The following is a 23,544-nucleotide window of genomic DNA, read 5'->3' as shown; positions in this document are numbered from 1 at the left end:
ACTTTAAATATAAGTAACTAATAATGTAAGAATTAACGAAAAATGAGAGGTGGAGTACATAATGCCAAAGAAACTAGTGTACATATTGTCTATTTTTGTTTTGTTAATATCTGTAACAGTGTATTATCATGGCAGGGCGGTTGTCGGTCAAGAAATGCCAAAAACGCAGCAAACACAAGCAACACCACAACCACAAGAATCACCAATAGTTAAGCTCGGTAATGAAGTGTTGTTTAGTGATGATTATTATCATTTAGTTGAAGGGAAGAAAGTAGGCCTTGTTACCAATCAAACTGGAATAAATAGTGCAGGAAAAAGTACTGTCGATGTATTAGCAGAAGATGAAGGTATTAATTTGACAGCACTTTATACACCTGAGCATGGTCTTGATGGTAAGGCAAGTGCTGGTGAATATGTAGAATCCTACACTCATGAAGATTTAGATATTCCTGTCTACAGCTTATATGGCAGCACTAGAGAACCTACTGAAGAGATGCTAGAAGATGTAGATGTTTTACTTTTTGATATTCAGGATATAGGTGCTAGAACTTATACTTATATTTCAACATTGAACTACTGTATGGTTGCAGGAGAAAAATATGACACTCCAATAGTTGTATTAGATAGGCCAAATATTTTGGGGGGAATAACTGTAGAAGGTCCGGTATTGGAAGAAAAGTTTAAATCTTTTGTTGGTGTGGACAAGCTCCCCAAAGCCCATGGAATGACTGTTGGTGAAATTGCTAAGTATTTTAATAGAAATATAGATGCACAAATAGAAATTGTACCGATGCAGGGCTATCAAAGAAATATGGTTTTTCAGGACACAGGACTTCCCTGGCAGCAAACTTCTCCTAATATACCGGAGTTAGACTCATCATACAAATATATGGCTACTGGGCTTGGACAGGGAACAGGTGTATATCAGGCGGATTATTTTCACTGGATTGGCGGCAGCGATCTTGATGCATCAAACTTCGCCGAAACCTTAAATAATTCAGACCTTGAAGGTGTAGAATTCGCCCCAGAATATAAAGGTGAGGCAGGTGGAGTGAACTTAAATATAACAGATTATCACAAATTTAACCCGGCAAGGACGGGAATATATGCTCTTACCTATGCCTTTCAATTTGGTGAGTTTGATGCGCCAAAGAGCAGTTTTAATAACAATGGCAGTGATGATATTGTTATGTTTGATAAAATTATGGGTACAGACAAAGTTGGAAATTGGTTAGAAGAAGGCCTTGCACCAGAAGAAATTGAGAATGAATACTCTGATTCTCTAAATGACTTTAAGGAAAAACGTGAGAATTATTTGATCGATAAATATGATGCACAAATTATGGTTCGATATAATGATACACCATTAATGTTTGATACAGAACCATACATAGACAATAATAACAGGTTACTGGTGCCTGTAAGAAGAATTACAGAAGCTCTTGGAGCTTCTGTAAAATGGGATAATCAAAACAGAACTGTTACTATCAATAAGGGTAATGATGAAGTAATTTTTACTATAGATAGTCAGGATGTATATGTAAATAACGAATCAACTACTATGGATACAACCCCTGTTATTAATGATATGCGCACTATGCTTCCAGCTCGTTATGTGAGTGAATATCTTGGAGCAGATGTAGAATGGAATGAAAAATGGCAGATAGTGAATATTGAGTAATGTGATACTGTATAGAAAATAGAGTACTCTATTTTCTATATAGTATTATTCTATAGCTTCTTTTATAGCTTCAGCGGGTGAAGAAACTTCAATTAATCCTTTAATATTATAAGTGGGATTTATTGATACAACCTTTTTATTTTCTTTAAGGGCTATTGCCATCTCAGAGAGAGTTCCATATTCACCTGATATCGAGATTAATACATCGCTAAACCTTACTACCAGAAAATTTCTCATTTCACCCATGCCGGTGGTAAGAGCATAAGTAAGAAACTGGTTACCTTCGCTACAATCATGACCAGGCAAAACCCCAATAACAACACCACCAGCTTCCTTGGCTCCCCGGGAAGCTTCTTCCATTATACCTCCCATACCCCCGCATACAAGAATGCAGTTATTTTCTGAAATATTTTTGCCAACTTCGTAAGCTAGCTTATTATTTTCCTCTGTACTTACCCCTGCACCAATAACACCGATATATTGCATAAAATTCTACTCCTTTCTCATAATTACTGCTTATTAATTAATTATATACGAATTTTCCACTATTTGCATTGCAAGTATCAAAAAAATTACTTACAATGGAAACCGTTGGTTAATAATATAAAATAAAAGCTTATATACCAATAAATTTTATTTTATTATGAGAGGGGTGGAACCGTGAAGGGAACTAGAATCAGTTTTATTGTAACGTTGCTATGCTTTCTCTTACTTGGTGTTAGCAATGTGAATGCTTATGAAAATGTAGAGATTCATGTTAATGATGAAGTTTTAGAATTTCCTGATCAGGATACAGTCGTGGATGATAATGACAATTTGTTGGTTCCACTTAAACACGTAGCAGAAGAATTAGATGCTGATATTAGTTGGAATGAGAGAGAAAAAGCAGTAGAGATTAACTATATGGACAAAGAAATTATGCTATGGTTAGATAAAAGAGAATATAAGATAAACGGTGAGCTAAAAGAGTTAGACTTTAAGCCTCAAGTAACAGAAAAAAATAGGCTTATTGTGCCCTTAGATTTTATTTCAAATAGTTTTGATACAATAATCGAGTGGGAAAATTCTTCTAATGAAATTGTTGAAAATGCAATTTCATGGGCCAAAAACAGAAAAGGTAATACAGATTACTATCACCGCTGCCTATTATTTGTGCAGGATGCTTATAAAAATGGAGGAGAAATAGGCCTAAAAGGACTTCCCTGGGGTTCTGCAAGAAATGCGGCTGAGATAATGAATGCACCAGATAATGTAGACAAAACTATACCAAAAGGTGCGTTGGTATTTTTTGATTGGTATGGTAATGTCAATGGTACTCAGAAGAACTGGGGACATGTAGGTATTGCCCTTGAAGAAGGTGAAATAGGCGAAATTGAATATATTCATGCTGACAAAATTGTCAAAAAAGATAGAAGTTATTTGTATGAAGGTTATGTTGGATGGGCAATGCCAGATGCAAATAAAACTAATCCAGACATAGAGATAAATAAGGATAAAATAATAAAGATAGATTCGTAATAAGACTAACCTTTTATTAATTCCACCGCAACAATTAATTTTATATAATTTTTGCGGTGGAGTTAATAATTTAAAAGAGTTTAGAAGGGATTTTAAAAACAGTATAGAAGAACAGTATAACGAGATAACAGAATGTTCAGAATATTCGAGCAAAACTTTGTCTTTTGAATAAAAAGGGGGTTCCAAAATGAGCTCAAATAATGGCCGTTGGGCTATGAATGTTTGTCAGGAGATGGCTGGGGATGTCAAAAAGTTACTTAGTGAAACTCCTCTAGAAAAGGGTGGTTATGAGAAGTTAAATAAATATTTCAAAGACCATTTAAAAGATAAAGATATTGAATACTTTGTTTTAATGGACCAAAACTATGTAGGTGTAGTACATACTAACCCTTTTAGAGAAGGAATGGTATTTGATGATGAGGTTGGGAAGAAAACCGTTGATAGTAATGAGCCTTTAACACAACTGTATCATAGAGATACCGGTGAAACTCTATATGATGCATCAACGCCTATATATATTGATGGAAAAAAAGGGTACACATTAAGAGTTGGAGTACAAAAGAAAGAAGAAGTTATTTTTTATAAAAACTTTGCTGCAGCTTTTATACCTGTTGTAGCTTCTGGATTAACAATATGGTTAGGTGGTTTTAATTACCTTTCATTAATTATAGGCATTATATTAGGCTTTGTTGTAAGTGGAGTGGCAGCATATTTTTTAAAGAAGAGTCATGAAAAAATTATAAATTTAACAAAAGAAGGAATGAAAAATGTAATAAATGGCAATTTGACCTTTCACGAAAATAATGATGTACAAAGATATAAAGAAGTTCAAAAACAGGACAGTTTCGGGCAGTTAGCTTTAGAAGCAAACAAACTAAGCATGGGTCTTGGAAAATTAATAGGCGATCTTATCAATATATCTTCAGAAGTTAGTAAAAGCTCTGCAGAGCAGGACTCTTCGACAGATGAACTACAAAAAGCTACAGAAAGTGTGGCTGCTAATAGCGAAGAAGTAAGTTCTAGTGCTCAGGAGCAAGAAGAAGCCATGCGTGAAATAGCAAATTTCATGCAAAAAGTATCCAAAAACATGAATAATCTAGATGGCAGCATGAAAAAAGCTGTGCAAGCTGGTGAAGAAAATGCGAATAAAGGAAAAGAAGGCAGTGAAGCTATCGAAGATTCAAAAAATCAAATGGATATAATTAGATCATCATTTAAAACTTCTGAAGAAGCTATTAAGGACTTAGAAGAAAAGTCAGAAAAAATTGGCACTATAATTAATGCAATCACAGAAATATCTGAGCAGACTAATCTTCTGGCCCTTAATGCTGCAATTGAAGCAGCAAGGGCAGGTGAACATGGAAAAGGATTTGCCGTTGTTGCTGAGGAAGTAAGTTCTCTGGCCGAAAACTCTAATCAGTCAGCAAATGAAATAATGCAAATTGTAAAGGATACTCAAAATAAAATTCAAGAAGTTATGGGGTTAATGAAAAAAGGAAGTGAAGAAATAGATAAAGGGAACTCAGTAATAAATGAAACTAGCGAAAAAATCACTGAAATAATTAACTCTGTTCAGTCTACAACAGAGCATATACGAGAAAATGAAAAATTAACTACTTCATTAGCTAAAGATAGCTTGGAGCTTGAAGAAAAAACAACTACAATAAATGAAACAGTAAGTACAACTTCTAATGCTATGCAGGATATAGCTGCGACTATAGAAGAACAAAATGCTATGACTGAAGAGATTACTGCAAATGCTAACAACTTAGCAAAAGTGGCAAAAGATATGGATAAATTGATCAAGAGATTTCAAGTATAAGGAGGATTATTATTGCAATAGACCTTCTAGAGGTTTTATAAATCAAGGTGAATAATTAATGAACTAAGAACTCCTCTTTCTTTTTAAAGACTTTAAGAAAGAGGAGTTCTTAATGTAGATCTATTTTGTATATTATACTATTTTATATATTTTACAAAAATGGGGCTATTAGCCTTAGGGTGGATTCTCTAACAGCATCCATGAATTTAGTAGTTTTATCTTGGTTTTCGTAGTCTTCTTTTCTTATTTTAATAGAATTCTTTATATCTTCATTAAATATTTCTTTGTGATACCTAGCAAAGTCGCTGTCATAGACAAAAGCATTAATTTCATCGCTAAGATTAAGACTTCTTTGATCAAAATTCGTTGACCCTATAGAACAAACTTTTTTGTCAACAGAAATGGTTTTTGCATGTATATACCCTTTATATAAATAAACTTCAGCACCTTCCATCAACAATTCTTTAGCATATGATAGCGTAACGGGATGTAAGAACATACTACTTGATATCCCTGGAACCATTATCTGGACTCTAACTCCTGATAATATAGCTACTTTTAATGCTTGTAATATTTCCTGATCAGGCACAAAATAAGGAGTCTGTATCTGAATCTCTTCTGTGGCATGAGTGATCATGTTAATAAATCCAAGTTTAACCCTTTCTTCTTCAGGACCAACTCCACTTATAACAATCTGCATACCAATATTTCCTTTTTCTTTTGGTAGAGGCAAATATTCTTCGATCTCACTTTTTGGTATATCATTAAGCAATGAGGGAACTATCCGTGACCAATCACGAATAAAGTAAAACTGCAAACTCAGTACTGCTGAACCAGTTACCCTGAGATGTGTATCTCTCCAGGGGTTTTTCTTTTTGTGTTTGCCCATGTATCTATCACTTACGTTCATTCCACCTATATAACCAATTTGGCCGTCAATAACAGCCAGCTTCCTGTGATTTCTGAAGTTTATCTTAAATAAATTTTTCAAAAAAGATCTTTCATCCGCATATACCTTGCCACCTGCGTTTATCAAATCTTTAAAAAATGATTTTGAGGTAAAACTAGCAACCCCGTCATATATTAATCTAACTTCCACACCTTGTTTAGCCTTCCTTGTTAATCTATTGACAAACTCAGTGCTAATATCATCCTTATATATCCTAAAATATAATATATGGATGCTTTGTGCAGAATTTTCGATGTCTTCAAATAGCTGTTTAAACTTGTCTTCACCACAGGTAAAGATTTTCACATTATTATCTAAAGTATAAGTGCTGTTGCTGTGATTTTTGTGTAATTGTAATAACGAATGAAAATTATCAAAACCTTCAGGAGCTAATTTTGCTATAGGGGTAGGATTTGTACCTGGTGCGTTTTTTCTTATTCTATCATGAAGGTGGGATTCATAATTCTCCTTTAAGTATTTTTCATTGCCCTGTTTTGCTAGTTTTTTTGTCCATGTTTCACCAAACAAAATATATAATATGTAACCACCAATCGGGAAAAAAACAATTAATAATATCCAGGCAATTGCTTCCATAGGTGGCTTTTTTTCAATGAAAAGAACTGACACAATTAAAATAATTTTTATGATTATAAACATAACTAGCATGAGAATCTCTCCATAAAATTTAATCATTTACGTATTTAAATTTAACTTATATTCTTTAATATTATACCACAAGGTTGGGGCTAAGATTAAAAATAATGTTATTGTGAAAAAATAAATAAAAAACAAACAGGCAGGAGGTGTTAAATTGTCACCACCCTATAGAATTAGCAGAGTAAGTAAAGATGATAGGGGTAATATTGTTCAAGTAATGCTAAATGACGGAAGAATATTTGATATAAGCACCGTAATAGAAATGGCTGAATCAGGCCTTATTGAAAACGTAAATACTGGTGCTACAAGAAATGGGGAAAAAACTTTAAGGTCAGATCCGGATAAAGACCCAGATAATAATCTTGACAACTTACCTCGATTTTAGTTTTAGTTTGCAAACAAATTAAAAAATATTAAAACTCTCGTTTTCTAAATAGATAACGAGAGTTTTAATTGCTATTTATAACTAATTTAAATTATATTTCCAAAGCACTGGCTAAATCTTTTTTCTTAAACCACACTAGTACTGTTAAACAAACAAGCCCTACAACAGAGATGATTAAATAGGTCCAGTCACCAGTTTTGATTTGACTTCCAGATAGAAATACTAAGATTAGACCTGGTAGGGAACCAAGTAATTTCCCGCCAAAAAAATCAAAAAAATTCATTTCCGATGCTCCCGAGGCATAACTTACTAGATCTGAAGGTAATAAAGGTATTAAGCATATAGAAGCCAAAAAATACTTACTTTTACCTTTTAGCACCCTTGTTAGCTGCTTTGCTTTTTCTGTGTATTTTTTGTTAAGGGTACCAAGATCTCCCCATCTCTTGCCTAGAATATAAACCAGGGATGATCCTACCATAAAACCAAGAATACACAAAAACACACCCCACCAAAAGTCGAAAACAAGTCCTCCGGCAAGAACTAACAAAGAAGACGGTAAAAAGCTAAAAGGGCGAAATGCATGTAACACCAAATAAATCAAAGGCGCTATCCATCCACCTGCCACAAGTAAATTCTGTAACTTATCTACAGAGAAAAATCCACTAAAAAATAAATAGTAAGATACTGAAAAAATTAAAACAACAAATGATAAAACAATTACTTTTTTAACTTTCACCTACATTAACACCTCGCCATTATATCTTGCTTCAACATTAATATCTTGTTTACTATATTATAAACTTATTATAGGTAAATTGTAAACAAATTTTAAACTAAAAATTTGACTATAATCTATTAATAATATAACTCAATTTATTATATATAATTCATTAGCTATGATATTAAGTTTTCCCATTTTATCTATAATGTTAACGTTTTTTCGTTTAAAATAATTAATAATGTAGATAAAGAAGGTAATGTTAGTGATTTGATAGAATTATCTGTAAATAAAATTTTATTATTGCTTATTTTAAAGGCAAAGTAGGATTAGCATAAAAGTTTGCTAATAAATTATTTTGGAAGAGGTGGAGTAGAAAGTGCAGTATACTCAAGCAGAACATGGACGAGTCTTTATATTACGTCTGGAAGAAGGAGAAGTATTACACGAGGAGATTGAAAAGTTTGCAAGAGAAAAAGAAGTAAAGTCTGCAGCATTGATTGCGGTTGGTGGTGTGGGCGAAGGAAGCAAACTAGTTGTAGGCCCTGAAGACGGGGATAAAAGACCTGTAGTACCGATGTTTCATAACTTGGATGATGTGCATGAATTAGCCGGCACAGGAACTTTATTTACAGATGAAGAAGGTAATCCAATACTTCATATGCACTCATCCTGTGGTAGAAACGAAGAAACAATAACAGGTTGTGTAAGGTCAGGGATAAAAGTATGGCAGATAATGGAGATAGTAATGTTTGAGTTGATTGGAAGCAGCGCAAAACGTGTTTTAGATGATGAGTTAGGTGTTAAATTACTGAATCTAAAAGATAATAAATAATTGGCTTAGCTTAAATGGATACAAAGTATTTTTCTATAACAGGATGTTTTTAAACTTTTATCGAATTATATAATATGAAATTTTGCTATTTTGTATTTATGCTAATACCATAATACATTAATGCAATTATTTAATTGGAGGCTTAATGCTAATGTCATCATCAAATGTTGACTTTTCGGTTATTGGGATAGGCTCTTCAGCTGGAGGCCTATCAGCTTTAAAAAAATTTTTTACGAATATACCTTCTGAAATGGATAATAAGGCTGCTTATGTTATTGTTCATCATTTATCCACAGAACATGAAAGCAACCTGGTTAATCTAATAGATAAGTGTACTAATATGGAAGTATGTGAAGTTAAAGACGGGATGAAAATTAATCTAAATAGCGTCTATATAATTCCTCCTGATAGGTTTATGAATTTGGAAAAAGGGAAACTTCATTTGAGTAAACCAAGCTATGAGCGTGGGATGAGATTACCAATAGATTTCTTTTTTCGTTCGCTTGCCGAGAATCTGAAGGAAAAATCAATCTGTGTCTTATTATCAGGAACTGGGACTGATGGGACGTTAGGTCTTAAAGCGATAAAAGGTGAAGGTGGTATGACCATTGTTCAAGATCCAGATACCACCGAGTACGACAGTATGCCCAATAGTGCTATAACGACCGGTATGGTGGATTATGTTTTATCTCCAGATAAGATGCCACCCCAGCTTTTAGCATATATAAACTACGTATTTGAAATAAAAGAACGTTCTGTCGCTCCAGAGGGGACAATGGAAGAGAGCGAACAAGTTCAAAAGATCTTTGATCTTTTAAGACAAGAGGTAGGACATGATTTTTCTGGGTATAAATTAAATACTATCAGAAGAAGACTTGAGCGTCGTATGGCTGTGATGCAGATTAAATCTTTAGAAGAATATGTGCGATATGTGGAGAATAATATTGAAGAAACTAAAGCTTTATTCAAAGACACCTTGGTAGGAGTTACCAGTTTCTTTCGTGATCCCGAATCATTTGAAGCTCTTAAAGAAAAAGTTATACCAAAACTTTTTGAAGGCAAAGAACCTGGAGAAGCTATCAGAGTATGGGTGCCGGGCTGTTCTACAGGTGAGGAAGCTTATTCTATAGCTATACTGATCAAAGAAGAACTTGACAGACGAAAACAGCATTATAAAGTTCATATTTTCGCAACTGATATTGATAGTGATGCTATAGAAAAAGCTAGACAGGGAATATATCCAATTAGTATAGCAGCCGATATATCAAATGAACGTATAATGCGGTATTTTGATCGAAATGTAGAGGGTAACACCTATCAAATAAATCGAGAACTACGTGATATGTTAATATTTGCCGAACAAAATGTAATGGATGATCCTCCCTTTACCAAACTTGATTTAATCACCTGCAGGAATTTATTAATTTTTTTGAAGCCAAAACAGCAAGAAAAAATATTTCGCCTATTTCACTATGCATTAAACAAGAATGGCTATTTATTTCTTGGAAGTTCAGAGTCGATCGGTGAAATGACTGATCTCTTTGAAAGTTTGGACCAGACACACAAAATATATAAACGAAAAGGCTCAGTAAGTAACCTGTATATAACACCAGGAAAAGATGCTACTTCTTCTAAAGATATTTTAAAGTTTTCACGCCGTCCTTCATTAAAAAAAGGAGATGAAGAAAAGGGTAGCATAAAAAATCTGGTAGAAAAAACACTTCTAAGGCACTATACTCCGGCTGCAGTAGTCATAAATGAAAGAGGAGATATTATGTATATCCATGGACGTACCGGGAAGTATTTGGAACCAGCGGCCGGACAGGCTAGTATGAATATTTTTAAAATGGCTAGAGAAGGCCTAAAACTTGAATTGATGGAAGCTGTAAGAAATGTTAACCAACAAAACAAACCAGTATCTTATGAAGGTCTAAGGGTAGTGTCGAACGGAGACTTATCAATTGTTAACTTGGAGGTTTTTCCTGTCAATGATAGTTTTGCAGATTTGCAGGGAATGATTATGATAATATTTAAAGAGTTAAGTTCACCAGATGTACTTGAAAGGTTAAGTGAAAAAGAAACAGCTGTAGCTAGTGATTTGGTTAGTGAAAAAGATAAAAGGATTGTTGCTTTAGAACAGGAGTTACAGGACAAAGAAGAATACCTTCAGTCAACCATCGAGGAGTTAGAAACTTATAGTGAAGAACTGCAGTCAGTTAATGAAGAGTATCAGTCAACCAACGAAGAATTAGAAACCTCAAAGGAAGAGCTCCAATCTGTCAATGAAGAACTAATGACTGTTAACAAAGACCTACAAAACAAAATAGAAGAATTAAGACAGGCTAATAACGATATGAATAATATGCTTACAGGGACTGGAGTAGGAAGTTTATTTCTGGATGAATCATATTGTATCAAAAATTTCACCCCTGCAGTGAAAGAGGTTTTTAATTTAATAGAAGACGATATTGGTAGACCGATAAATAATATAACTTCAAAGCTAAATGAATATTACACCTTAGAGGATGATATAAAGTATACACTTGATACACTTAAACAAAAAGAGCGAGAGATTCAAACAAAGGATGGCTATTGGTACTTGATGCGTATCTTGCCGTATAGAACAATGGAGAATGTTGTTGAAGGAGCTGTGATAAATTTTGTTGACATAACAAGGCAAAAAGATATGTTGGATTCAGTTAATCGACTGGCAGTTGTGGTGCGTGATTCTAGTGATGTGATAACAGTTCAGGACTTTGAGGGTAATATACAGGCTTGGAACAACAAGGCAGAATTAATATACGGTTGGAGTGAAGCTGAAGCATTACAAATGAATATCAGTAATACAATACCTTCTAGTAGAAAAGTAGAGACTATGAAAATGATTAAAAACATTGCCTTAAACGAAAAAATAGAACCTTACGAAACCAAAAGACTTACAAAAGAAGGTAATGTTATAGACATAATATTAACAGCTACAGCATTAGTAGATCAGGAAGGGACCCCTTACGCCTTAGCTACTACCGAGCGTTGTTTAAAAATAGGAGGTGATTCAAATGGTCTATAGTGAGGAAAATATACAGGATTTAAAAGATCTAAGAAAAAAAGCAGAAAGTGTTATAAATACTAATTCAAATGAAGTTCTAAATGAAATCACCGAGTATCTTCATGAACAAGATTCAAAAGAAATAATAAAAGAATTAAAATTACATCAAGTTGAGCTAGAGATGCAAAATGAGGAACTTCGAAGAACACAATCTGAACTTAAAAAAACACAAGCACATTATTACGATTTATTTGAAAAAGCTCCTGTTGGATATTTAAAACTTGATAAGAACGGAATAATAGAAGAGGCTAATAGTGCTTCTACAAAAATCCTGCAAGTTGAGAAAAATAAACTAATTAAACAGCCTTTAAATCGTTTTGTTGATTTTTATGATCAAGATAAATATTATTTTACTCGCCGTAAATCGCTTGAAACTGGCGAAAAACAGGTATGCGAATTAAGAATGGTAGGAAGAGTAGAAAGTGATGATGAGTTGTGGGTACAAATGGAGATTAAACCTGAATGTGTCGTGTTGATAGACATAAGTGAGCGTAAAAAGTTAGAAAAAATAGAAAAAACATTTAATGAATACAAATATAGAGCAGACAAGTTCGAATCCTTTGGTGTTATGGCTAGAGGTATTGCTCATGATTTTAATAATTATCTTGCTGTTCTGCTTGCTAATCTCTCATATATAATACAATATAAAAATAAACCTGATAAAATATCTAAGAACTTAAATAATATGGAAATGGTAATAAATAAAGCTAAAGACATAACTAAAAAACTTCAAATTCTTGCTAGAGGAGAGGAACCAATTAAAGAGGTGAGTTATGTAAATGAAATCATTAATGATAGTGCTTACTTGGCATTTAACAATACAAAAATAACTAGTAATATTATGTTACCTGATGATCTTTATCCGGTAAAAATTGATAAAGAACAAATTTACCAGGTTTTTTATAATATTTTTTTCAATGCAACACAAGCTATGCCTGAAGGGGGCACAACCTGGGTTAAAGGCGAAAATATTTACTTAACGGAAAAAGAAAGTCAAAATATAGTGCCACTGCCAGAAGGAGATTATTTAAAAATAACAATAACAGATAATGGTCCAGGAATTACAGATGAAAATTTACAAAAAATCTTCGATCCTTTTTTTACTACCAAAGCTGAAGGTAGTGGCCTTGGACTCTCAACTGCTTATTCAATAATTGAGTCTCACGAAGGCTGTATAAAAGCTGAATCTGAGAAAAACAAAGGGACTAGCTTTATAATTTATCTTCCTGCACATGAAAGTTGACTTATATTATTTTACTAAAATTATAGTTAACAAAATTTAGCCTTTATGATAATATACTGTTAAAAGTTAATAACATCTAAGATAATAAGGTGCCTGTTTCAGGGATAATAGGGAATCTGAGTGGTATTTGGGTACTTATCCCAAATGTCATATGTCATGAACGGAGCGGACCCACCACTGTATTCGAGGAGCCGGGCAGCAGCCACTGGCTAATTTAAGTTGGGAAGGCTCTGTCCAAAAGGCCATGACTTGATAGCCAGGAGACCTGCCTTATTATTTTCGGGTGATGAGGATGATGGCAAAGTCCTCCATCAAAATATTGTATTTGATGGAGGACTTTTTTTGGGGTTAATAGAAGTATCAAAAATCTACAAAGGAGGAGAGCTTATGATAATAGTACTTGCTATCACTGGAGCATCAGGAGCAATATATGGGATAAGATTATTAGAAATTTTAAGTCAATATAAGAATATTAAAACACATTTGATTTTGACAAGCTGGGCTAGAAAAACAATCGAAATAGAAACAGATTATAACGTCTCTTTCATAAAAGAACTTGCTGATACAATCTATGATGAAAATGAGTTATGTGCATCAATCTCTAGTGGTTCATTTAGACATGATGGAATGGTTATAGCACCATGTAGTATGAAGACCCTTGCAGGAATTTCTCAAGGCTATGATGATAACTTAGTTACAAGGGCTGCATCAGTAGCTATTAAAGAAAACAGGAAACTAGTTCTTTTGCCAAGAGAAACGCCTTTGACTGCAATACATTTAGAAAATATGCTAAAGCTATCCAAAATTGGAGCTGTTATAATGCCTCCTTTGCCTGCTTTTTATCACAAACCCCAAAGCATTAATGATATAGTAGACCATACTGTTTCAAGGGTCTTAGATCAGTTAGGAATAGAAAATGACTTGATCAAAAGGTGGGAGTAACAGTATGATAGAAACTTTGGTTTCAAAAACAGGGGAGCAAAATTTTATTGTGTACGGTCAGCTTACTTACACTAGTGAGGGTGTGATAATACAAATACTTGGCGGTGAAAAACCTCATATAGGTACTGTGATTATTAGCATTCCAAGAAAAACCAAAAATGAAAATAGTATTAAGACAAGCTGTACAACATCTGTCTTTAATATGACAGGCCACAAAGATGATATTGTAGCTAAGCCCATATCAGAGATGTTTGCTAAAGAGTTAAATCAGGTTGTGACAGTTATAGCAGGTATTCATGTACCAAATGCTGACCAAAAAGATATAGAAAAGTTATCAAACAACTGTTATGAAGTAGCTTATGACCTACTTGACAGAACTTTGAAATTGAGCTAAAATTTTCACTGAATAGTCGTCAGGGTTGACAGAGATTGAATGAAATTTAATATAAAACGGCGTGCAGGTGCTAGGGAATCAGGTGAAAGACCTGAGCGGTCCCGCCACTGTAACGGGGAGTGACCTTAAGTTATGCCACTGTTCCTCAAGATTAAATAAGGGGAATGGGAAGGTTTAAGGAAACTGTGAACTGGAGCCAGTAGACCTGCCTGTACAGCCGGGTTGCCTACTATGAACTAGAAGGTTACCTTGAAGGACGATGGTAAAGTCCTCAAGCATTGCTTGGGGGCTTTTTTTGTTGTTTAGGTACTACTAGTTAAATAATATTTTAAATTAATTCTAGGAGGGTCCGCCTTTATGTTACCAAATCAAACTTTTGAAAGTACCGTAAGCACCAAAAAGTTTTGGAGGGTAGATACCAAAGCTTTAGTTGGAGCAATTTTGATTGGTGTGGTTTTTGTTCTTGCCCAGCAGGTTGCACACAGGATTGACAATATGATTTTTCCTGGACTTTTAATTATCGGTGGGGTGTCGTGGGCTACCTTTACGGGTTTTGTTGCATATCTTTTACGTCAACCTGCAGGAGTGATTATGGGAGAGACCCAGGCTTTAATTGCAATAGCTTCTGGTCTTTCGCCCCTTGCTGTATTTTTTATCCCCGCTAACGGGCTTGGTTCAATAGCTTTTTCTATTTCCTCTTCAATGTTTTCTATGGAAAAATGGTATCATTTTCTTTTGGCACAGGCAGCCACAAATATTACAGGGAATATATGTACTGGACTTGGGATGTATTATATTTTAAATTTACCAGTACCTGTGGTATTAGGGCTTTCAATTTTGACTGCAGCAGTTGGTACTGCTGGTGGAACAGCGGCAACAATATATATTTCACGCTTGATTGAAAGAGCAGGGCTTACAATCTAAATAATACAAAAAATACTAATAAGTTAAGTTATTAAGAAGATAGGTGATTTTATATGACAAGGAATGTTTTAGAAGCACAAATAAACTATTTTTATTATCCTGGAACAAAAACTCCTGCTTTAGAAAATATCAATTTAGATATCAAAAAGGGAGAAATTGTAGTTATAACCGGAGGTGGTGCTTCTGGTAAGACCACTCTTGCTTACTGTCTTTGTGGAGCTATTCCGAATTTTGTGGAAGGAGATTACAACGGCAGCGTTTCCCTAAAAGACAAAGGATTAGATGACAAAGATATTTCATCTATATCACTTCCAAAGTTAGCTAAAGATATTGGTCTTGTTCTAGAGGATCCTCAAAATCAACTTTTTCATTTGAGCGTGGAAGAAGATGTTGCCTTTGGACCGGGAAATCTAATGCTGCCAAAAGACGAAATAAAAAATAGAGTAGAAAAAGCTTTGTCATCTGTTGGTTTAGAAAATTATCGTCATAGAAACCCAGAAACTCTCTCTGGAGGAGAAGCACAAAGGGTTGTCCTTGCAAGTATTCTTGCCCTTAATCAGGATATTTTAATTTTGGATCTACCTGCTGGGGAGCTTGATCCGTTAGGCAGAAAGCAAATCTATCAAAACCTAAAAAAGCTATGCCATCAGGAAAATAAAACAATGATAATGATCGAAGATAGGTTTGATGAGGTGATTGATTTTGCCAGCAGATATATTGTACTAAAAAACGGCAACATAGTGATCGATCAGGACGCTGATTATTTCTGGGCTGATGAAAATCTTGATAAGCTAAACAGTTTAGGAATCAGGATACCATCTAACATAGGCACAAGAACCGATGAGTTAAGGGACAAGACAAATTATAAGACAGATAACACAGATGATTTAAATGACAATAAAAATAAAATAAAAGCTTTTGAACCTATAATCAAGATACAAAACTTAAGCCATTATTATCCCAGTGGTGAATGTGGAATTAAAGATGTGAATTTGGATATTGGAAGAAAAGAGTTTATCTCTTTGATTGGTAAAAACGGCGCTGGTAAAACTACTCTAGCTAAGCATATAGTTAAACTATTAACCCCGACAGAAGGAACAGTGATATTAGATAATAAACCTTTAGAGGAATATAGAAGATTGCAACTAGCAAATAAAATTGGTTATATGTTTCAAAATCCAGAGTGGCAGATATTCAAAAATACTGTATTTGAACAGATTGAATACAGCCTAGAGATACAGGGGGTTTCTAATGAAGAACGAAAAATCAAAGTAAATAAACTGCTTCAAAATCTAGGCATAGAAAACGTAGCCGAGCTGCATCCATATAGGCTCTCTAAGGGAAATATACAACTACTTGGAATAGCATCTGCATTAATTAATGATCCAGATGTCATTATTATGGATGAACCCTGTAATGGTGTTGACTATAATACAACATTAAAAATAATGAACTTATTAAGAAAGCTCTCTAATAAAGACAGATCAGTAATATTAATAACTCACGATATAGAGATGGCTTTGAAATATTCAGATAGGATAATTATGTTAGACGATAGCAAGGTAATTTTTGATGACTCGCCGCTAGAATTTACTTCTGAATTTACTACAAATCCACAAATCCTTGAAACGGAGGCTCATTGAAGTGGAAAAGTCAAGCCAAATCAACAACAATAAAATCTATGATTTAGATCCAAGGTCAAAACTTCTCTGGGCTTTATTAATGGCGGCTGCTGCGTTAATCACAACAGACCTATGGCTTATGATTATGCAATTAGCAGTTGTTATCCTAGTAGGTAGTGCAGGTGGAATAGAATGGTCAAAACTATGGAAAATGACAAAAATAATGTTAATCCTTTTGATCCAGCTTACTATAATTCAAGGGTTATTTCACCAAACAGGAGATTTACTTTTTGAATGGAATTTAATCAAACTTTACAGTGGAGGGATCTATCTTGGGCTTTTGGTTTCGATTAGATTATTTATCTGGATGAATTTATTTATGCAGTTTTTGACCTGGTGTCATCCTGATGAACTTGCTCTTATGCTTGTCAAATTCAAATTGCCCTATAGATATGCTATATTAGGTGGCCTTGCCTTCAAATTCTTGCCTTTATTAGAAAAAGAATTAAAAACTATATATGATAGCCAGCAAATTAGGGGCCTTGAACTATCAACACTTTCACAAAAAATCAAAGGTTTTATTCCGGTGATCCTGCCCCTCCTTCTTAGAGCACTTCGACGTACTCATCAGGTGGCACTGTCAATGGAACTTAAAGGATTTGGTTATGCTTCAAAAAGAACTTTCTTAAAAGAGTTAAAATTTAATTCTAAAGATATAGTATTTTCTACAACATCATTTGTATTATTTTTTCTAGTCATATTTATAAATACTCTAAATTAAAAGTTTATTCATGACATATATTAAAATCATCTCTGGGAGGTATTGGCATGAAACAAGACTGGAGGACATTTTTGGATGAAGTTAGAAAAAAGATTCACAGGGATTACTAGAGATAGATCACAAATTATCTTCAAAGTATGAACCTACAGCAATGGTCCTAGAATTAGAAAGGATGGGTAAGAAGCCTGTAATCAAATTCAATAATATTGATGATAATGAAATACCTGTGGTAGCAAATACTATAGCGGGTAGAGAACGTTTTGCCCTTGCAATGGGTGTAGATGAAGAAGACATATCATTTGAATACGCCAAACGTATAACTAATAGAATAGAACCCAAAATTTTGGACAAGGCTCCTTTTATGGAAAATAATTTGTCTGGAGAAGATATAGATTTGAATAGATTCCCAATATTAACGCACTTTCCCATTGATGCCAGTCCATATATCACAGCAGGGCTTGTAGTTACCAAAGATCCAAAAACAGGTGCAAACACAGCTGGTTATCACCGTATGCAGCTAAAAGGTAAAGATAAACTTGGGATAAGTCTTCACTCTAGACAAAGGTTGTGGGAATACTTTAGACGCGCTGAAGAGAATAATCAAAATTTAGAAGCAGCAGTTGTCCTAGGTGTTCACCCAAATATTTCCCTTGGTTCTATGGCCCTTGTACCTTATCATCTAGGAAAATTTGAAGCAATGGGAGGACTTTTTGATGAACCTATGGAATTAACACCTTGTAGTACAATTGATTTAGAAGTACCTGCTTGGGCAGAGATTGTAATAGAAGGCGAGATTTTAGCTAATGAAAGAGAACCAGAAGGACCTTTTGCAGAATTCACAGGATATGCTTGTCATAGAAGCACGGAGAATGTTTTTAAGGTGATAAATATTCAGTACCGTAATAACCCGATATATCAATGTATTACACCAGGAATGTGCGCTGAACACAACACAATAATTGCTGTACAGCGAGAAGGGGATTTACTTAATGCTCTAAATGAAAAGCTTCCCAATATTAAAAATGTCCATGTCCCGCTCTCGAGCTGCGGTCTATTTCACTGTTATATTGCCATGAAAAAGACAGCCGAAGGCCAACCCCTGCAGGCTATATTTAATGCCTTTGCAATTGATCATCATATAAAACTAGCCGTAGTGGTTGACGAAGATGTGGATGTGTTTAACGAAGAAGAAGTTTTATGGGCGATATGTACAAGGATGCAGGCAGATCAAGATACGATTATAACTCCACAAAATCTTGGTATGGGTGAAACTTTAGACCCTTCAACTGATGAACTTAGTCGTACGGCAAAGATGGGAATCGATGCTACTATGTCCCTTGATGACTTTTCGCCTCGAATAAAAACAGACCCAGAGGTCCTTAATAAAGTAAAAAAGATAATATCAGATTTGTAAAACTTTGAGGTGATGTTTTTGGCAAGGTTAGAGATATCTTCATGTGAAGGAGTTACATGTGCCAAAACTACTATAAGAGTCTTTGGTAATTCTATGGATGTATATATTTATTACTTTGATGGATTATTGATTGATACTGGCCCGGTTCGTGCATCCGGGCTTTTTTTGGACTTTTTTGATAGCAAAGATATCAAAAAGGTTATCCTGACCCACTACCATGAAGATCACAGTGGTAATGCATTCTTACTTAAAAGATTTGGGCTTGATATCCATGCAAATTCAAGCTCCATAAAGCTTTTGGAGAAAAGACCATCTTTACCACTATATAGAAGAGTGTTTTGGGGGGTAAGACCTGGTATTAAAGCCGTAGAACTCCCCGACACTTTCAGCATTTCTGGAAACAAAGTAAATGTGATTGATACTCCATGTCACTCAAGGGACCATGTCTGCTTTTTTGTCCCTGACAAAGGCGTGATGTTTACAGGTGATGTATTTATTTCTACTAAAACTAAACTTTTTTATAAGCAGGAAAATTACTATCAACTAATGAGAGATATAAAAAAGTTATTAGAATATGATTTTGACACGTTATTTTGTAGTCATGCCGGAGCTGTACCAAATGGCAAAAAAATGCTGAGAGATAAATTAGAATTTTTAGAAGAAGAAAAAGAAAAAATATTAGAGTTAAGAAGAAAAGGCTTAAGCATCAAAAAGATTGACAAAGCCCTGCACTATAAGGACACAAAATTTATTTCTTTAGTTTCTAACTTTGAGATGTCTTCAAGGAATATGGTTAAGTCTGTAATAGAAGATGAATAGAACAGAAAAGAAATAATTTTTTTATTCAGGTGTATGAATTATCATTCATTTTCGGTATAATACTTGTAGCATGTTTTGTCATTATTAACTATATTTGCTTAATTATATTTAAAAAGGCAGTGATCAACTATATGTGTGGAAGGTACTTTCTTTCAAAAAGCTTTAGAGAACTTCTTAATAGGTATGATATAGATGAAGGTAATAATCATTATGACCTGACTAGTCTAACAGACGAATCTTTTGGTGGAGAGATTTTTCCATCTCAAGATGCACCTGTAGTGTTAACAAAAGATTCAAAAAAGCTTGTTCAAATGAAATGGGGCTTTGCTCCATCATTTACCAATAAGCTACTAATTAATGCAAGGGGGGAAACCGTCGATCAAAAACCTACATTTAAAAAATCTATTTTAAAACATAGATGCTTGATTCCTGCTGAGGCTTTTTTCGAGTGGGAAAAACAGGCTGATAATAAAAAATTAAAACGTAAAATATTTGTACCTGATCAAGAAATTTTTTCTCTAGCAGGTATATATGACAAATTTCATGATAAAGAAGGCAATGAATACTTTGCTTATTCAATTTTGACTGTTGAAGCAAATAATGAGATAAAAGATATTCATCATAGAATGCCTGTTATATTGGCTAGAGAAGAAGAAGATAAATGGCTTGAACCTTTAAATAATAATATTACAGCACTAAAACAGATTATTAGGCCATACGAGCAAAAACTAAGTATAATTTGAAAAATTATATGGACAAAGTTTTGTTTTTGAATACTAATTAAAAACAGTTTACTTATGTGAATAGAATTTTTGCAGTTGAATTAATATTCTGTTATTAAATAAAAAAGTAATGCTAAAAATATTGTTAATTACAATAAATGTTGGGGGTATTACATAATGGAAAAGTTTTTTTATCCTAAGTCAATAGTTATCATTGGATTATCTTCTAAATCATCTAATATACCAAGACTTACCCTTGAAAATTTGCTTAGGTGGGGATATAGAGGACGTATATTTGGAGTTAATCCAAGGGTTGATGATAAACACGTTAATGGAGTAAAGATGTACAAAAGGTTAGAAGATCTGCCAGAAGTACCGGATTTGGCTTACTGCATGGTTTCGGCTAAGTTTGTACCAAGTATCGTAGAGCACTGTGGCAATTTTGGGATAAAAAGAATGGCAATCCCTTCAGGAGGGTTCTCTGAATTTGGTGAAGAAGGTGAAAGTCTAGCTAATAAAACTGTTGAAATAGCAAAAAAATACGGTATACGCTTTGTAGGTCCGAACGGTGTAACGGTAGCAAATACAAAAAGTGGATTATGTCTTCCTTTTGTGTCATTACATAAGCCACCTGAAGGAAAGATGTCCATTGTATCTCAAAGCGGAGCTGTTGCACTTACAATGCTAAATTACCTTGAAGACGAAAAAATTGGTCTTGCTAAATTTGCAAGTATTGGAAACAAACTTGATCTAGATGAGGTAGATTTTGTCGAGTATCTAGGTGATGACCCTAACACTGAGATAATATGTTTATACCTTGAAAGTGTTGATAGAGGAAGAGATTTTATTAATGTTGTAAAAGACATAGACAAACCTATTATAGTTTATAAATCTAATACTACTTCTGCAGGAGAAAAAGCAGCCATGAGTCATACTGCTGCAGTAAGTAATAATGAAGATATTATAAACTCTGCCTTTGAAGAAGCTGGAGTTATTAGGATAGATAATTTTTTAGATTTTGTAGAGGTAACAAAAGCCTTTCATCTTCCTCCAATGAAGGGAAGACGAATTATGGCAATGAGTCCAGCAGGAGGATTTACTGTTTCAGCAGCAGATATGTGCGAAGAGATAGGTTTTGAATTTGCAGATATGGGGGATGACTTTTACGAACAGCTTAAAAAATACAGCAGTGCTAATATAATTAATTTTTCCAACCCTCTTGATATGGGTAATATATATGATACAGATACTATAACCAATGTTTTTCACACTGTAATGCATTCTGATCAAGTTGATGGAGCGATATATGTGACGCAGAGGCCAGATATGCCAGAGGGTGAGAGTGTATTTCATGATATGTTTTTAACTGACTTTTCAAAAGAAATCAAAGGAAACATGCTTTCCTCCAATAAACCTTTTGGCTTATGTTTATTTGGTCCGGATAAAATGATTTCTAAAGCTAAAAATATATCTGATTTCCCTATTTTTAATAGTCCTGATGGCATGATTAATGCTCTAAAAAAACAGCAAAAATTTTATGAACAAAAAGAAAAGCTACTAGAAGATACAAAAAATGAGTTGGAATTTCCTCCAGGAATAGATCACAATGCCGCCCAAAATTGGATGGATGGTAAAAAAGGAGATCTTGGAGAAGAAGTTCTTGAACTTTTATCGAGTTATGATATTCCCGTTGCAGAATCAAAAATTGCTAAAAGCAAAAATGAAGCTATAGATTATGCTAGAGAACTTGGTTTTCCTGTTGCAATGAAATTGGTTTCGCCTGATGTATTACATAAGTCAGATGCTGGTGGAGTTATGCTAAATATTAATAGGCCAGAAGAAGTAGAAAAAAGCTTTGATACAATTAGAGAAAATTTAATAAAGTATGATAAATCAGCTGGGTTTAGTGGGGTAAGAATTCAACAAATGGCAACCGAGGGGTATGAGATGTTTGTAGGAGGGAGACAAGATCCATCCTTTGGTCCGGTAGTTTCCTTTGGGATGGGAGGGATCTATATAGAGGTGTTTAGGGATGTAGCAAGTCTTTTATGTCCTGCCAAAGAAGAGAGCATACGAAAACATCTTGAACGTCTAAATGCATATGAAATTTTAGAAGGTGCTAGGGGGAAAACCCCTGGGGACATCTATTCTTTTGTAGATATGATAAAAAGAGTTTCTATATTACTTTACAAATTTCCTAACATAATAGAACTTGATTTAAACCCGGTTATGGTTAGAGAAAACAGTATTTTAACCATTGATGCAAGGGTAAGGATAGAATAAAAAGTGATAAAATAATTTATTATAAAATATAGTAAAATTAGTTAGATGTGCTTGGATTTTCAAGCACATCTTTTTTATTGCTTTAATTTGTAATGAATTTGTAATAATTGATTAATGATTAAGTAATTATTTTATTGTATAATTTTTCACAAGCAAAATATTAAAATAAATTTTTAAGGAGTAGAAGATGTACAAATTATACTTCATTATCTTAGGATTTATAAGCTATTATTTTATCAATAAATTAAAAGGTACACATAAAAATGAAATACGGCCGCCAGGGGCGTTGCCGGAAGATGAGTTTTTGGCTATATGTGCTAGATGCGGAAAATGTGCACTAGCATGTCCTTATAATAGTATTGAAATTGCATCTGCAGATAAGGGGTTATCCGTTGGTACCCCTACTATTATTCCTCAAAAGCAGCCATGCAGGTTATGTAATAACTTTGATTGTACTAAAGTATGTCCTACTGATGCACTTAGACCTGTTAAAGATAAAAAACAAGTTAAAATGGGCGTTGCAAAAACTGACCGCAGTAAATGCAATGCCTGGGCAGGAGATGAATGTAGGGTATGCTATCTTTCATGTAAAGTAGAGGATGCAATAGAATTAGAGAATTATAGAAGACCTGTAATAAATGAAGATGAATGTGTGGGCTGTGGTATTTGTGAATATGTTTGTGTTAATAAGGAGCCAGCAGTAAAAATTAAACCGTGACGATCGAAGGA

The 23,544-nt window shown here is 34.1% G+C and carries 20 protein-coding genes and 2 riboswitches; of the genes, 17 read left to right on the top strand and 3 right to left on the bottom strand.

The window, feature by feature from the left end:
- Positions 1-61 precede the first annotated feature (61 nt).
- Positions 62-1,681 carry an exo-beta-N-acetylmuramidase NamZ domain-containing protein gene (locus ACONDI_RS06840; RefSeq protein WP_241080719.1) on the top strand — a complete coding sequence of 540 codons (1,620 nt, stop codon included), beginning with the start codon at positions 62-64 and terminating at the stop codon, positions 1,679-1,681.
- 45 nt (positions 1,682-1,726) lie between these two features.
- Here ACONDI_RS06840 and ACONDI_RS06835 read toward each other — a convergent pair whose 3' ends face one another.
- Positions 1,727-2,167 (bottom strand): TIGR00725 family protein, encoded by a 441-nt coding sequence (locus tag ACONDI_RS06835; protein WP_241080718.1) that lies wholly within the window; start codon positions 2,165-2,167, stop codon positions 1,727-1,729.
- Positions 2,168-2,341: 174 nt separating this feature from the next.
- Here ACONDI_RS06835 and ACONDI_RS06830 point away from each other — a divergent pair, with 174 nt between their 5' ends.
- Together ACONDI_RS06830 and ACONDI_RS06825 are read left to right on the top strand one after the other, a co-directional pair.
- Complete coding sequence (locus ACONDI_RS06830; protein WP_241080717.1) at positions 2,342-3,199, top strand: stalk domain-containing protein; 858 nt, start codon at positions 2,342-2,344, stop codon at positions 3,197-3,199.
- Positions 3,200-3,386: 187 nt separating this feature from the next.
- Positions 3,387-5,021: a methyl-accepting chemotaxis protein gene (locus tag ACONDI_RS06825; protein WP_241080716.1), complete on the top strand. Its 1,635-nt coding sequence runs from the start codon at positions 3,387-3,389 to the stop codon at positions 5,019-5,021.
- Positions 5,022-5,172: 151 nt separating this feature from the next.
- On the opposite strand, the gene cls is transcribed toward ACONDI_RS06825, so the two are convergent.
- The gene (cls, locus tag ACONDI_RS06820; RefSeq protein WP_241080715.1) at positions 5,173-6,636 is read right to left on the bottom strand and encodes a cardiolipin synthase; all 1,464 of its coding nucleotides are present in this window, start codon (positions 6,634-6,636) and stop codon (positions 5,173-5,175) included.
- Between the two features lie 145 nt (positions 6,637-6,781).
- On the opposite strand from cls, the gene ACONDI_RS06815 reads away from it, so the two are divergent.
- Entirely contained in the window at positions 6,782-7,012 is a 231-nt protein-coding gene (locus ACONDI_RS06815) for a DUF3892 domain-containing protein (RefSeq protein ID WP_241080714.1), read from the top strand.
- Between the two features lie 91 nt (positions 7,013-7,103).
- On the opposite strand, the gene ACONDI_RS06810 is transcribed toward ACONDI_RS06815, so the two are convergent.
- Positions 7,104-7,748 (bottom strand): TVP38/TMEM64 family protein, encoded by a 645-nt coding sequence (locus tag ACONDI_RS06810; RefSeq protein WP_241080713.1) that lies wholly within the window; start codon positions 7,746-7,748, stop codon positions 7,104-7,106.
- A gap of 361 nt (positions 7,749-8,109) precedes the next feature.
- On the opposite strand from ACONDI_RS06810, the gene ACONDI_RS06805 reads away from it, so the two are divergent.
- The 13 genes from ACONDI_RS06805 (at position 8,110) to ACONDI_RS06745 (ending at position 23,533) form a co-directional block, all read left to right on the top strand.
- The gene (locus tag ACONDI_RS06805) at positions 8,110-8,565 is read left to right on the top strand and encodes a PPC domain-containing DNA-binding protein (RefSeq protein ID WP_241080712.1); all 456 of its coding nucleotides are present in this window, start codon (positions 8,110-8,112) and stop codon (positions 8,563-8,565) included.
- A gap of 151 nt (positions 8,566-8,716) precedes the next feature.
- Positions 8,717-11,632, top strand: coding sequence for a CheR family methyltransferase (locus tag ACONDI_RS06800; RefSeq protein ID WP_241080711.1), 2,916 nt, complete (start codon positions 8,717-8,719; stop codon positions 11,630-11,632).
- Positions 11,622-12,914, top strand: coding sequence for a two-component system sensor histidine kinase NtrB (locus tag ACONDI_RS06795; RefSeq protein WP_241080710.1), 1,293 nt, complete (start codon positions 11,622-11,624; stop codon positions 12,912-12,914). The genes ACONDI_RS06800 and ACONDI_RS06795 overlap by 11 nt, the downstream gene beginning before the upstream one ends.
- Before the next feature lie 70 nt (positions 12,915-12,984).
- A riboswitch (cobalamin riboswitch) is annotated at positions 12,985-13,201 on the top strand.
- Positions 13,202-13,301: 100 nt separating this feature from the next.
- Positions 13,302-13,856, top strand: coding sequence for a UbiX family flavin prenyltransferase (locus ACONDI_RS06790; RefSeq protein ID WP_420848186.1), 555 nt, complete (start codon positions 13,302-13,304; stop codon positions 13,854-13,856).
- Between the two features lie 4 nt (positions 13,857-13,860).
- The gene (gene lpdD / locus ACONDI_RS06785) at positions 13,861-14,250 is read left to right on the top strand and encodes a prenylated flavin chaperone LpdD (protein ID WP_241080708.1); all 390 of its coding nucleotides are present in this window, start codon (positions 13,861-13,863) and stop codon (positions 14,248-14,250) included.
- 49 nt (positions 14,251-14,299) lie between these two features.
- Positions 14,300-14,477, top strand: a riboswitch (cobalamin riboswitch).
- A 130-nt stretch (positions 14,478-14,607) separates the two neighbouring features.
- Positions 14,608-15,174 (top strand): hypothetical protein, encoded by a 567-nt coding sequence (locus ACONDI_RS06780; RefSeq protein WP_241080707.1) that lies wholly within the window; start codon positions 14,608-14,610, stop codon positions 15,172-15,174.
- 53 nt (positions 15,175-15,227) lie between these two features.
- The gene (locus ACONDI_RS06775; RefSeq protein ID WP_241080706.1) at positions 15,228-16,817 is read left to right on the top strand and encodes an ABC transporter ATP-binding protein; all 1,590 of its coding nucleotides are present in this window, start codon (positions 15,228-15,230) and stop codon (positions 16,815-16,817) included.
- A 1-nt stretch (position 16,818) separates the two neighbouring features.
- Positions 16,819-17,577 (top strand): energy-coupling factor transporter transmembrane component T family protein, encoded by a 759-nt coding sequence (locus ACONDI_RS06770; protein ID WP_241080705.1) that lies wholly within the window; start codon positions 16,819-16,821, stop codon positions 17,575-17,577.
- A gap of 112 nt (positions 17,578-17,689) precedes the next feature.
- Positions 17,690-18,991 carry a UbiD family decarboxylase gene (locus tag ACONDI_RS06765; RefSeq protein WP_420848185.1) on the top strand — a complete coding sequence of 434 codons (1,302 nt, stop codon included), beginning with the start codon at positions 17,690-17,692 and terminating at the stop codon, positions 18,989-18,991.
- An 18-nt stretch (positions 18,992-19,009) separates the two neighbouring features.
- Positions 19,010-19,810, top strand: a complete 801-nt coding sequence (locus ACONDI_RS06760; RefSeq protein ID WP_241080703.1) for an MBL fold metallo-hydrolase — start codon at positions 19,010-19,012, stop codon at positions 19,808-19,810.
- Between the two features lie 131 nt (positions 19,811-19,941).
- The gene (locus ACONDI_RS06755; RefSeq protein ID WP_241080702.1) at positions 19,942-20,553 is read left to right on the top strand and encodes an SOS response-associated peptidase; all 612 of its coding nucleotides are present in this window, start codon (positions 19,942-19,944) and stop codon (positions 20,551-20,553) included.
- Positions 20,554-20,709: 156 nt separating this feature from the next.
- Complete coding sequence (locus tag ACONDI_RS06750; protein ID WP_241080701.1) at positions 20,710-22,815, top strand: acetate--CoA ligase family protein; 2,106 nt, start codon at positions 20,710-20,712, stop codon at positions 22,813-22,815.
- Between the two features lie 187 nt (positions 22,816-23,002).
- Positions 23,003-23,533 (top strand): 4Fe-4S dicluster domain-containing protein, encoded by a 531-nt coding sequence (locus ACONDI_RS06745; RefSeq protein ID WP_241080700.1) that lies wholly within the window; start codon positions 23,003-23,005, stop codon positions 23,531-23,533.
- Positions 23,534-23,544 lie beyond the last annotated feature (11 nt).

This window comes from Natranaerofaba carboxydovora, from assembly GCF_022539405.1.
In the GTDB taxonomy this organism is placed as follows: Bacteria; Bacillota; Natranaerobiia; order Natranaerobiales; family Natranaerofabaceae; genus Natranaerofaba; species Natranaerofaba carboxydovora.
Note: the sequence above shows the minus strand (reverse complement) of the source record. Positions and strands in the feature narration are given on the sequence as shown.

Bases quoted from the DNA above. Each gene is read 5' to 3' on its own strand.
- ACONDI_RS06840 (WP_241080719.1), top strand. From the start codon at position 62: ATGCCAAAGAAACTAGTGTACATATTGTCTATTTTTGTTTTGTTAATA.
- ACONDI_RS06835 (WP_241080718.1), bottom strand. From the start codon at position 2,167: ATGCAATATATCGGTGTTATTGGTGCAGGGGTAAGTACAGAGGAAAAT.
- ACONDI_RS06825 (WP_241080716.1), top strand. From the start codon at position 3,387: ATGAGCTCAAATAATGGCCGTTGGGCTATGAATGTTTGTCAGGAGATG.
- cls (WP_241080715.1), bottom strand. From the start codon at position 6,636: ATGCTAGTTATGTTTATAATCATAAAAATTATTTTAATTGTGTCAGTT.
- ACONDI_RS06800 (WP_241080711.1), top strand. From the start codon at position 8,717: ATGTCATCATCAAATGTTGACTTTTCGGTTATTGGGATAGGCTCTTCA.
- ACONDI_RS06795 (WP_241080710.1), top strand. From the start codon at position 11,622: ATGGTCTATAGTGAGGAAAATATACAGGATTTAAAAGATCTAAGAAAA.
- ACONDI_RS06790 (WP_420848186.1), top strand. From the start codon at position 13,302: ATGATAATAGTACTTGCTATCACTGGAGCATCAGGAGCAATATATGGG.
- lpdD (WP_241080708.1), top strand. From the start codon at position 13,861: ATGATAGAAACTTTGGTTTCAAAAACAGGGGAGCAAAATTTTATTGTG.
- ACONDI_RS06780 (WP_241080707.1), top strand. From the start codon at position 14,608: ATGTTACCAAATCAAACTTTTGAAAGTACCGTAAGCACCAAAAAGTTT.
- ACONDI_RS06775 (WP_241080706.1), top strand. From the start codon at position 15,228: ATGACAAGGAATGTTTTAGAAGCACAAATAAACTATTTTTATTATCCT.
- ACONDI_RS06755 (WP_241080702.1), top strand. From the start codon at position 19,942: ATGTGTGGAAGGTACTTTCTTTCAAAAAGCTTTAGAGAACTTCTTAAT.
- ACONDI_RS06750 (WP_241080701.1), top strand. From the start codon at position 20,710: ATGGAAAAGTTTTTTTATCCTAAGTCAATAGTTATCATTGGATTATCT.
- ACONDI_RS06745 (WP_241080700.1), top strand. From the start codon at position 23,003: ATGTACAAATTATACTTCATTATCTTAGGATTTATAAGCTATTATTTT.